At 59.0% G+C, this 686-nt stretch carries 1 rRNA gene; it reads left to right on the forward strand.

Features of this window, described 5'->3' with window-relative positions:
• Window positions 1–55: 55 nt before the first annotated feature.
• Window positions 56–686, forward strand: a 23S ribosomal RNA gene (locus tag ACSNOK_RS33360); the annotation flags it as partial.

Raw genomic sequence — 686 nt, forward strand, 5'->3', positions numbered from 1 at the left:
TGTGACGGGTGGCTGGTCGTTGTTTGAGAACTGCACAGTGGACGCGAGCATCTGTGGCCAAGTTTTTAAGGGCGCACGGTGGATGCCTTGGCACCAGGAACCGATGAAGGACGTGGGAGGCCGCGATAGGCCCCGGGGAGCTGTCAACCGAGCTGTGATCCGGGGGTGTCCGAATGGGGAAACCCGGCAGTCGTCATGGGCTGTCACCCGCTGCTGAACACATAGGCAGTGTGGAGGGAACGCGGGGAAGTGAAACATCTCAGTACCCGCAGGAAGAGAAAACAACCGTGATTCCGGGAGTAGTGGCGAGCGAAACCGGATGAGGCCAAACCGTTTGCGTGTGATACCCGGCAGGGGTTGCGCAGGCGGGGTTGTGGGATCTCTCTTTCACAGTCTGCCGGCTGTGAGGCGAGTCAGAAACCGTTGATGTAGGCGAAGGGCATGCGAAAGGCCCGGCGTAGAGGGTAAGACCCCCGTAGCTGAAACATTAGCGGCTTGCTTGAGAGACACCCAAGTAGCACGGGGCCCGAGAAATCCCGTGTGAATCTGGCGGGACCACCCGCTAAGCCTAAATATTCCCTGGTGACCGATAGCGGATAGTACCGTGAGGGAATGGTGAAAAGTACCGCGGGAGCGGAGTGAAATAGTACCTGAAACCGTGTGCCTACAAGCCGTGGGAGCGTCGC

It is taken from the genome of Streptomyces sp. URMC 126, from assembly GCF_051386555.1.
Lineage (GTDB): Bacteria > Actinomycetota > Actinomycetes > Streptomycetales > Streptomycetaceae > Streptomyces.